Source organism: Asanoa siamensis, assembly GCF_016862555.1.
Lineage (GTDB): Bacteria > Actinomycetota > Actinomycetes > Mycobacteriales > Micromonosporaceae > Asanoa > Asanoa siamensis.
On record NZ_BONE01000147.1, the window covers coordinates 1 to 9247 of the forward strand.

General features: G+C 71.9%; 11 protein-coding genes. 6 read left to right on the top strand and 5 right to left on the bottom strand.

Annotated features, from left to right (window positions below):
• The first annotated feature begins 105 nt into the window (after nucleotides 1-105).
• On the top strand, nucleotides 106-330 hold the full coding sequence (locus Asi02nite_RS40135) for a DUF2188 domain-containing protein (protein ID WP_203719292.1): 225 nt from the start codon (nucleotides 106-108) through the stop codon (nucleotides 328-330).
• Nucleotides 331-376: 46 nt separating this feature from the next.
• Here Asi02nite_RS40135 and Asi02nite_RS40140 read toward each other — a convergent pair whose 3' ends face one another.
• Complete coding sequence (locus Asi02nite_RS40140) at nucleotides 377-1135, bottom strand: class I SAM-dependent methyltransferase (protein ID WP_203719293.1); 759 nt, start codon at nucleotides 1133-1135, stop codon at nucleotides 377-379.
• 106 nt (nucleotides 1136-1241) lie between these two features.
• On the opposite strand from Asi02nite_RS40140, the gene Asi02nite_RS40145 reads away from it, so the two are divergent.
• Both Asi02nite_RS40145 and Asi02nite_RS40150 read left to right on the top strand, forming a co-directional pair.
• Nucleotides 1242-1643 (top strand): PRC-barrel domain-containing protein, encoded by a 402-nt coding sequence (locus Asi02nite_RS40145; protein ID WP_239127690.1) that lies wholly within the window; start codon nucleotides 1242-1244, stop codon nucleotides 1641-1643.
• Between the two features lie 32 nt (nucleotides 1644-1675).
• Nucleotides 1676-1840, top strand: a complete 165-nt coding sequence (locus tag Asi02nite_RS40150) for a hypothetical protein (RefSeq protein WP_203719295.1) — start codon at nucleotides 1676-1678, stop codon at nucleotides 1838-1840.
• A 56-nt stretch (nucleotides 1841-1896) separates the two neighbouring features.
• Here the strand turns inward: Asi02nite_RS40150 and Asi02nite_RS40155 are convergent, their stop codons facing one another.
• Together Asi02nite_RS40155 and Asi02nite_RS40160 are read right to left on the bottom strand one after the other, a co-directional pair.
• The gene (locus Asi02nite_RS40155) at nucleotides 1897-3546 is read right to left on the bottom strand and encodes an MDR family MFS transporter (protein WP_203719296.1); all 1650 of its coding nucleotides are present in this window, start codon (nucleotides 3544-3546) and stop codon (nucleotides 1897-1899) included.
• 100 nt (nucleotides 3547-3646) lie between these two features.
• Complete coding sequence (locus Asi02nite_RS40160) at nucleotides 3647-3847, bottom strand: hypothetical protein (RefSeq protein WP_203719297.1); 201 nt, start codon at nucleotides 3845-3847, stop codon at nucleotides 3647-3649.
• 75 nt (nucleotides 3848-3922) lie between these two features.
• Here Asi02nite_RS40160 and Asi02nite_RS40165 point away from each other — a divergent pair, with 75 nt between their 5' ends.
• The gene (locus Asi02nite_RS40165) at nucleotides 3923-6910 is read left to right on the top strand and encodes an alpha-mannosidase (protein ID WP_203719298.1); all 2988 of its coding nucleotides are present in this window, start codon (nucleotides 3923-3925) and stop codon (nucleotides 6908-6910) included.
• Nucleotides 6911-6917: 7 nt separating this feature from the next.
• Here the strand turns inward: Asi02nite_RS40165 and Asi02nite_RS40170 are convergent, their stop codons facing one another.
• Nucleotides 6918-7787 (bottom strand): NAD(P)H-binding protein, encoded by an 870-nt coding sequence (locus Asi02nite_RS40170; protein WP_203719299.1) that lies wholly within the window; start codon nucleotides 7785-7787, stop codon nucleotides 6918-6920.
• Nucleotides 7788-7886: 99 nt separating this feature from the next.
• Between Asi02nite_RS40170 and Asi02nite_RS40175 the strand changes: the two genes are divergently transcribed.
• Complete coding sequence (locus Asi02nite_RS40175) at nucleotides 7887-8261, top strand: winged helix-turn-helix transcriptional regulator (RefSeq protein ID WP_203719300.1); 375 nt, start codon at nucleotides 7887-7889, stop codon at nucleotides 8259-8261.
• On the opposite strand, the gene Asi02nite_RS40180 is transcribed toward Asi02nite_RS40175, so the two are convergent.
• On the bottom strand, nucleotides 8258-8758 hold the full coding sequence (locus tag Asi02nite_RS40180) for a universal stress protein (protein ID WP_203719301.1): 501 nt from the start codon (nucleotides 8756-8758) through the stop codon (nucleotides 8258-8260). The genes Asi02nite_RS40175 and Asi02nite_RS40180 overlap by 4 nt on opposite strands.
• Before the next feature lie 200 nt (nucleotides 8759-8958).
• On the opposite strand from Asi02nite_RS40180, the gene Asi02nite_RS40185 reads away from it, so the two are divergent.
• The coding region (locus Asi02nite_RS40185; RefSeq protein ID WP_239127691.1) for a TetR/AcrR family transcriptional regulator at nucleotides 8959-9247 on the top strand (289 nt) is incomplete at its 3' end.

Genomic DNA, 9247 nt, shown 5'->3' on the forward strand with positions numbered 1-9247 from the left:
GGGTCTGGCGGACACCACTTTCTGGTTCAGATGACTGACCATACCGGGTCTGGGTAGTGGAGGCAGCGACGCCGGCGACCGGCCGGCCAACCCATGGAGGATGAGATGACCTCGCGTACGCAGTTCCACGTTGTGCCTGACGGTGGTGGCTGGCGGGTGGAGCACGGGTCGTCTGTGGACAGCACGCACTCGACCAAGGACGACGCGATCGCGGCCGGGCGGAAGGTGGCCAAGGGCAGCCAGCCCAGCCAGCTCGTCGTGCACAACACCGATGGGAAGATCGAGACCGAGTACACGTACCAGGACGACCCGTTCCCCCCGGCGGGCTGAGCTTTCCCGATCCGTGGCCGGTGAGCGCCGGCCACGGATCCACGGACTACCGGCGCGCGAAGACCAACTGGGCGCTGGTCTCGTGCTGCGGGCCGCGCTCGAGGGTGGACAGCGCCGACTCGATGCGGGCGAAGCCTTCGTCCGCCTGCTCGTCGGTCATGAGCTCGAACATCGAGACCGAGCGCAGCTTGAGGCGTGCGTAGTCGTCGGCCAGGCTCGGCGCGCGGAGCCAGGTCACCTCGTCGCTCGCCACCAGGTGCCAGCCGGCGGCCGTGAAGTCGCGGGTCACCTCCGACTCGGTGCGGAACTGCTTCTGGTCGATCGCCTTCCACTCCGGCACGACGCGGAACCACCAGGTGTCCGGCATCCGGTCGGCGAAGTTGGCCTGTACGAAGAGCCGACCGCCCGGCCGGACGACCCGGTGCAGTTCCCGGGCGGCGCGTTCGCGGTCGACCACGTGGTGCCAGACGTAGAAGAGCAGGGCCGCGTCGACCGTGGCGTCCGGCAGGGGGATCTGTTCCGCGGAGCCGGCCGCGTACGTGACGGCCGGGTGGCTCGCCTCGGCGGTGGCCCGCTCGCGCATCCGGTCCGACGGCTCGACGCCGTGGACGGGGCCGCCGAAGGCATCGGCCAGCACCGGGGTCATGCGACCCGTACCCGATCCCAGGTCAAGCCACGCCAGTGGCCGCGTGTCCGGCAGGTGGCGGGCGAACGCGTCCGTCCACGTCCGCTGCGAGTCCCGCGACATGCGCCGGCCGGCGTCGTAGACGGCGTGCAGGCGGGCGTCGTAGTCGACCTTCCCCATGGGACCTCCAGATGTCGGGTAGGGGCCACGTTAGGCGATCACCGCTCACGTTTCCCGTGCGTACCGGTCGGGTAGGCCTGTGACCATGGCGGACAACAGGATTCTGGTGCGCTTGAGTGACACGGGGCGGACGGTCGCGGACCCGCGCGAGGACGTACGCGGCAAGCATGTGAAGGACAGCGACGGCACCGACATCGGCACCGTCGCGGACCTACTGGTCGACGCCGACGAGGGCCGGGTGCGGTTCCTGCGGGTCGAGCACGGCGGGATACTCGGGTTCGGCGCGACGCCGTCGTTCGTACCCGTCGAGGCGGTCACCGCCGTTCTCGACGAGGCGGTCCTGATCGACCAGTCGTCGGACCGGGTGGCGGGGGCGCCGCGCTACGACCCGGAGCTCACGGACCAGGCCGACTACTACGGCGACGTGTACGGGTACTACGGCTACCCGCCGTTCTGGGTGCCGGGGTACGTGCACCCGCCGTTCCCCCCGCCGCCGCGACGGGGGTAGAACTGTCGTACCCCGGGGCTAGCGTTCCGTTCATGACCTACGACCGCCCCTGGGTGATCCGCTCCGTGACCGCGACCGGCGACGGCCGGGTGACGCTCGGCCGCGCGACGCGGCTCTCCCGCCGACATGTCGCCGCACGATGGAGGGTCCGCTGGCCGCCAGGCCTCGACGACCCGCGGGTGGAGGCCGACGCCTGACGCGCGCCGGTCGGCGAGGTCCCGAGGGAGGTGGGACCCCGACGACCGGCGTGGCGTCACCGGCCCGAGGGTCGGCTGCCGTTGTGGGTGACCGGCTCCTCGGCGTCGGCCACGCCGTCGATCGCGCTCGCGGCCGTCGCGACCCCGCGCTCGCGGTCGCCCAGGTCCAGGCTCGTGCGTAGCGTGACCGAGCGCAGGAACAGCGCGGCGATCACGCCGACCACGCCGATCGCGGCCGAGATCAGGAAGATGTGGCCGGTGGCGTCGCCGTAGGCGGCGCGGACGATGTGCTGCACCGTGTCCGGCAGCGCGTTGAGGTTCAGCGCGCTGGTGCCCGACGACGCGCCGCCGGCGGGGACGCCCGCCGCGGTCAGGTCGTGGGTGATCTGGTCCGTCACCCGGCGGGCCAGCACCGCGCCCAGGACCGACACGCCGATCGCGCCGCCCAGGGAGCGGAAGAACGCCACCGAAGCGCTGGCCGCGCCGATGTCCTTCAGGGGCACGCTGTTCTGCACGGCGAGCACCAGGTTCTGCATCGTCATGCCCACGCCGATGCCGACCAGCAGCATGCCCGCGCCGACGAACACCAGGGACGTCGCGTGGTCGATCGTGCCCAGCATCGCGAAGCCGGCGACCAGGACGATCGAGCCGACCACGATGTAGGGCTTCACCTTGCCGCTGCGGGTGATCAGCCGGCCCGCGACGATCGACGAGAGGAGCACGCCCGCCATCATCGGGATCGTCAGGAGGCCCGCCTCGGTGGGGGAGTAGCCGCGGCCGATCTGGAAGTACTGGCCGAGGAACACGGCACCGCCGAACATGGCCATGCCGACCGCCAGGCTGCCGATGATCGACAGCGCCGTCGTGCGTTGGGTGATGATGCCCAGCGGCACCACCGGCTCCGCCGCCTTCGCCTCGACGAGGACCGCCAGCAGGAGCAGGACGACCGCGCCGCCCACCATCAGGAACGTCTGCCACGACAGCCAGGCGAACGTGCCGTCCACGAAGGAGATCCAGATCAGCAGCACGCTCACGCCGGCCGCGATCAGCGAGGCGCCCAGGTAGTCGATCTTCACGTTGTCGCGCTTGATGGTCGGCAGCCGCAGCGTCGCCTGGAGCAGCACAAGCGCGATGATCGCGATCGGCACGCCGACGAAGAAGCACCAGCGCCAGCCCAGCCACGACGTGTCGACGATCAGGCCACCGAGCAGCGGGCCACCGACCGTGGCCAGCGCCATCACGCCGCCCAGGTAGCCGTTGTAACGGCCCCGCTCGCGCGGCGGGATCATCGCCGCGATCGCGACCTGGACCAGCGCCTGCAGGCCGCCGACGCCGATGCCCTGGAACGCCCGGGCGGCGATCAACTGGCCCGCGTTCTGGCTGAGCCCGGCGATCGCCGACCCGACCACGAAGATCACGATCGAGATCTGGATCAGCTGCTTCTTGTTGAACAGGTCGGCCAGCTTGCCCCAGATCGGCGTGGTCGCCGTCGCGGTCAGCAGGGTCGCCGTGACCACCCAGGTGTACTGGGTCTGCGACCCGTTGAGCTCCCCGATGATCCGGGGCAGCGCCGTCGAGACGACCGTGCTCGAAACCAGCGCGACGAACAGCACGAGCAGCAGCCCGCTCAGCGCTTCCAGCGTCTGCCGATGACTCATCTGCCCGGTTTCGCCGGCGGGGCGGGCCGTAGTGGTGGTGGCACTCATGCGAGGAGATCCTCCGAAGTCTTCGATCGCCTTCAGCATGCTCCGGATCTTGCGCTCTGGGCAAGTTTTCCCACTGAGAAACGAGTCACCTCGATGTCGGTCACGCCGCCCGCAGCGAATCCGGGTCGATGCCCCGGTCGACGAGCCAGCCGCCCAGCTCGTACAGGTCGCGCGGACGGCGCAGCGGGGTGTTCCAGACCCGGCGCCCCGTGCGGCGGTAGACGCTGACCCGCCCGGCGTCGCGCACCTCGATCCGCCACTCCATGCCCAGCCGGTCCGGCGGCGTGTTCCACACCTGCACGCCACCGACGCTAGGCCGACTTAACAGGCGAAAATGGCCAAATGCCGCAGCGTACGAGATCGATAAGCTACCCCCGTGCATGACGACCGGACCGTTGTCGAAGATCGCCTGGCCCGACTCCTGTCCGACCGGCTCCGGCCGGCCGTGCACCAGGTGGTCGGCACCCTCGACGTCGCCGCCTGGCCCGTCGACGGCGAGCCCGTGCCGCCCGCCGTCGCCCTGGCCGAGGGCACCTTCGCGCCGTTCCCGATCGGCACCGCCTGGGGCCCGCCGTGGAGCACGACCTGGTTCCACCTGACCGGCACGGTCCCGCAGCCGCCGCCCGGCACGACCGCGGAGATCGTCGTCGACCTCGGCTGGAACCCCTCCTCGCCGGGCTTCCAGGCGGAGGGCCTCGTCTACGGTCCCGACGGCGAGCCCCGCAAGGGGCTCCACCCCCGCAACGACTGGATCCCGGTCAGCGCGGGCCCGGTCGACCTCTACGTCGAGGCCGCCGCCAACCCGACCGTGCTCGTCGACTTCCGGCCCACCCCGCTCGGCGACCCGGCCACCGCCGGCGACGCCCCGCTCTACCGCCTTGTCCGCGCCGACGTCACGTTCCGTCACGAGCAGCTCGCCGAGCTCGTGCACGACCTCGAGGTGCTCGCCGAGCTACGGGCGCAGCTGCCGGTCGGCGAGCCGCGCGGCCACGAGATCCTGCGCGCGCTGTCGCGGGCGATGGACGCGCTCGACCCCGCCGACCTGCCCGGCACGGCCGCCGCCGCCCGGGTCGAGCTGGCCGGTGTGCTCGCGCGCCCCGCGCACGCCAGCGCCCACCGCATCACCGCCGTCGGCCACGCGCACATCGACACCGCCTGGCTCTGGCCGCAGCGGGAGACCGTGCGCAAGGTCGCGCGTACCGCGGCCAACGTCGCCGACCTCCTCGACACCCATCCGGACCTCGTGTACGCGATGTCCTCGGCACAGCAGTTCGCCTGGCTCGAGGAGTTCCGCCCCGAGGTGTTCAGGAGGGTGCGAACGCACGTCCAGCAGGGCCGGTTCGTCCCCGTGGGCGGCATGTGGGTCGAGTCCGACACCAACCTGCCCGGCTCCGAGGCGCTGGCCCGCCAGTTCGTACACGGGAAGCGCTGGTTCCTGGAGACCTTCGGCATCGAGACCCGGGAGGCGTGGCTGCCCGACTCGTTCGGCTACTCCGCCGCGCTGCCGCAGATCGTGAAGCTGAGCGGGACCCGCTGGTTCCTCACGCAGAAGATCTCGTGGAACCAGACCAACCGCTTCCCGCACCACACGTTCTGGTGGGAGGGCATCGACGGCACCCGCGTGTTCACCCACTTCCCGCCGGCCGACACCTACAACGGCGAGCTGACCGGCGCGGAGGTGGCGCACGCGGTCCGCAACTTCCGCGACAAGGGCGACGCGACCCGCTCGCTGCTGCCGTTCGGGCACGGCGACGGCGGTGGCGGCCCGACGCGGGAGATGCTCGCCCGCGCCCGCCGGCTGTCCGACCTGGAGGGTGCGCCGCGGGTCGCGATCGAGGCGCCGGCCACGTTCTTCGCCGCGGCGGAGGAGGAGTACGGCGAGCGCGCGCCGGTCTGGGTCGGCGAGCTCTATCTCGAGCTGCACCGGGCCACCTACACCTCGCACGCCGCGATGAAGCAGGGCAACCGGCGCGCGGAGCACCTGCTGCGCGAGGCGGAGCTGTGGTGCACGACGGCAACGGTGCGCTCCGGTGTGGACTATCCCTACGAGACACTCGACGACCTGTGGAAGCGCGTGCTGCTGCACCAGTTCCACGACATCCTGCCCGGGTCGTCCATCGCCTGGGTGCACCGCGAGGCCCGGGACACCTACGTCCGGGTGGCCGCGTTGCTGGAGCTGCTCATCGCCGACGCCATGCGCCGGCTCGCCGGTCCGCCGGCCGCCGGCGAGGTTTCCTTCAATGCCGCGCCGTTCGCCCGCGACGGCTTGCCCGCGCTGGGGGCCGGGCACCCGCCGCCGATCGCCGGCGCGGTCCACGCCGAGCCGCTCCTCGGCGGCGGCTGGATCCTCGACAACGGCCTGCTCCGGGTGACCGTCGACGCCCGCGGCCTGCTGGTGTCGGTGCTCGACCTGGTCGCCGGCCGCGAGGTGCTGGCGGGTCCGGCCAACCTGCCGCAACTCCACCGCGATGAGCCCAACCGGTGGGACGCCTGGGACGTCGACCCGTTCTACCGTGACCTGGTGACCGATGTGGACGGTGTGACCGACATGTCACTGGCGGACGGCACGGTCCGGGTCTCCCGCACGTTCGGCGCGTCCACGATGCTGCAGGAGATCACGCTGCCGGCCGGCGCCCGCCGGGTCGACTTCCGCGTCGAGGTCGACTGGCACGAGCGCGAGAAGTTCCTCAAGATGGCGTTCCCGATCGACGTGCACACCGACCGGGCGCGGTTCGAGACGCAGTACGGGCACCTGTCGCGCCCGACGCACGAGAACACGTCGTGGGACGCGGCCCGCTTCGAGGTGTGCGCGCACCGGTGGGTGCGGGTCGCCGAGCCGGGGTACGGGGTCGCGCTGGCCAACGATTCCACCTACGGGCACGACGTGCGGCGGGTGGCGCGGCCCGCGGGTGGCACGTCGAGCACGGTGCGGCTGTCGTTGCTGCGCGCGCCCCGCTTCCCCGACCCGGAGACCGACCAGGGCCGGCACACCATGCGGTACGCGCTGGTGCCGGGCGCGACCGTCGCCGACGCGGTCCGCGCGGGCTACGAGATCAACCTGCCGGCGCGTACGACGGTGGGCTCGCCGGTGGCGCCGCTGCTGCGGGTGACGGCGGACCCACCGGAGTCGGTGGTGGTCGAGGCGCTCAAGCTGGCCGACGACCGCTCCGGCGACGTGGTGGTCCGGGTCTACGAAGCGCTGGGCGGCCGGGCCTCGGCACGGCTGGAGCCGGACTTCCCGGTGGCGGCCGCCACCGAGACAGACCTGCTGGAACGCGACCTGGAACGCGACGCGCTGCGCGACGGGTTGACCCTGTCGCTACGCCCGTTCCAGATCGCGACCATCCGCCTCCGCCGCGCCTGACGGGCGATCAGCCGAGCTTCGCCAGGTCGGTTGCGATCGTTTCGGCGATCGGGGTGGTCGGGCGGCCGATCAGGGTCGACAGGTCGCCCGGCGTCGCGGCCAGGAGGCCCTTGTTGATCGCGTCGTCGATCTCCACGAAGATGTCCGCCAGCGCGTCCGGCAGGCCCGCGCCGACCAGGACCGCCTTGAGCTCCGCGGGCGGGAGGGTGACGTGCGCGACCGGCTTGCCGGTCTGCCGGCTCACCTCCGCCGCGAACTCGCCGAAGGCCCACGCCCGGTCGCCGCTGAGCTCGTACGCCTTGCCGAGGTGCCCGTCGCCCGTCAGCACCGCGGCCGCCGCGGCCGCGAAGTCCTTGCGCGGCGCCGTGGCGACGAGGCCGTCCGGGCCGATGGCGTTGGCCACCGCGCCACGGGCGACGATGCCGGCGAGGTCGCCGGTGTACATCTCCGAGTACCAGTTGTTGCGCAGGAACGTGTGGGGCAGGCCCGACGAGAGGATCGCCTCCTCGGTCACGTGGTGGTCGGCGGCGAGCGCGATCCAGGCGTTCGGGCCACCGAAGACGCCGGTGTAGGCGAACTGCGCCACGCCGGCCGCCGCGGCGGCGTCGATGACCGCCTTGTGCTGCGGGCCGCGCCGCCCGGGCTCGCTGCCCGAGATGAGCAGCACCCGGTCGCCGGCGGCGAACGCGCCGTCGAACGTCTCCGGCCGGTCGTAGTCGGCGACGTGCGGCCGGACGCCCAGGGCGGCGAGGTCGGCCCCCTTCCCGGCGTCGCGGACGATCGCCGTGATCCCCTCGGCCGGGACGCCGCGGGCCAGCAGGTCCGCGATAACGAGACGGCCGAGCTGGCCGGTGGCGCCGGTGACGACGATGTTCATGAGAAAAACGTTCCTTTTGTCCGGGTGGTAAGTTCGTGGCTAACGCTACGTCGCGTACCCCCATTGCCGTAAGTACCCACCTTGAAGTAAGGTACGGACATGTCAGTAAGCGAGGTCCGCGCCGCCGACGTCCGGCGCGTCGACTGCCCCTCCCGGCCGGTGCTGGAGCACGTCACCAGCCGCTGGGGCGTGCTCGTGCTGGCCACCCTGCGCGACGGCAGCCGCCGGTTCAGCGAGCTGCGCCGCGAGGTGGGCGGGGTGAGCGAGAAGATGCTCGCGCAGACCCTGCAGACGCTGGAGCGCGACGGCTTCGTCCACCGCGACGCCAAGCCGGTCATCCCGCCCCGGGTCGACTACTCGCTGACGCCGATGGGGCGCGAGGTCGCCGAGCAGGTCTGGGCGCTGACGCGCTGGGTCGAGTCCCGGATCGACGACGTCCTCACGGCCCGCGACGCGTACGACAAGGGTCGTTAAGGCACGACCACGACCGGCCAGTGGCCCAGCCGGACCAGGCGGGTGGCGATCGAGCCGACGAACTTGTGGCCCGCCTGGGCCGAGGCGCCGACGAAGACGAAGTCGGCCTTGATCGCGTCGGCGACGGCCGCCAGCTCCGAGAACGCGTCGCCGTGGCGGGTGACCAGGGTGACCGGCACCCCGTATTCCTCGGCCGCGCGGTGGGCCTCGCGCTTGAGCTCGGCGGCGACCTCCTCGAAGGCCTCCTGCTGGGCGTAGCCGACCTGCGGCGCGAGCGAGGCGAGCAGGCCCGGTGCCGCCACGAAGACCACGGTCAGGCCGCAGCCCTGGCGCCGGGCCACCCCGAACGCCGACGCGGCGGCGCGCATCGAGGTGTCGGTGCCGTCGACGCCGACCATCACGACCCGGGGTCCGTCGGTGCCGCGCTCGAACTTCATCGGGCGTACGGCCGGACCGTAATGCTCCTCGTCAGGGTGGCGCGCCACCGAGGTGCCCATCCGCCTTGATCCTTTCGGGTCACCGTTGGCCTGCGGGACATCGATCGCCCGCGTCCCATCCTTGCCGCCGGCAGCGCCCGCTGCCAGAGCGCGAACGATGCTCGCGTTCAGCTTGCCATCAGACAGGATGCCATCGACTTGCCCGGTGCGCAAAGTTGCCCATTGAGCAATACGTAGGTGAGCGCGATATCGTGCAAAGCGTGGAGACGGCGACGGCGGAGGCGGCGACCCAGACCCTTCGCGAGCGGAAGAAGGCGGCTACCGCCGACGCTCTCCATCGCGCGGCGATGGAGTTGGCGATCGAGCGGGGTCTGACCGAGGTCACGGTGGAGGCGATCGTCGAGGCCGCGGAGGTCTCGCGGCGGACGTTCTCCAACTACTTCGCCAACAAGGAGGACGCCCTCCTGCACGGCGAACGCGAGCGGCTCAACCAGTTCCTGCACGCGCTGCACGGCCGCCCGGCGGCCGAGCCGGCCTGGCAGGCGATCC

What these genes read in the sequence shown, in the direction of transcription:
- Asi02nite_RS40170 (WP_203719299.1), bottom strand. Translation starts at nt 7,787, where the DNA reads ATGAACATCGTCGTCACCGGCGCCACCGGCCAGCTCGGCCGTCTCGTT.
- Asi02nite_RS40180 (WP_203719301.1), bottom strand. Translation starts at nt 8,758, where the DNA reads ATGGGCACCTCGGTGGCGCGCCACCCTGACGAGGAGCATTACGGTCCG.
- Asi02nite_RS40175 (WP_203719300.1), top strand. Translation starts at nt 7,887, where the DNA reads ATGTCAGTAAGCGAGGTCCGCGCCGCCGACGTCCGGCGCGTCGACTGC.
- Asi02nite_RS40135 (WP_203719292.1), top strand. Translation starts at nt 106, where the DNA reads ATGACCTCGCGTACGCAGTTCCACGTTGTGCCTGACGGTGGTGGCTGG.
- Asi02nite_RS40150 (WP_203719295.1), top strand. Translation starts at nt 1,676, where the DNA reads ATGACCTACGACCGCCCCTGGGTGATCCGCTCCGTGACCGCGACCGGC.
- Asi02nite_RS40155 (WP_203719296.1), bottom strand. Translation starts at nt 3,546, where the DNA reads ATGAGTGCCACCACCACTACGGCCCGCCCCGCCGGCGAAACCGGGCAG.
- Asi02nite_RS40140 (WP_203719293.1), bottom strand. Translation starts at nt 1,135, where the DNA reads ATGGGGAAGGTCGACTACGACGCCCGCCTGCACGCCGTCTACGACGCC.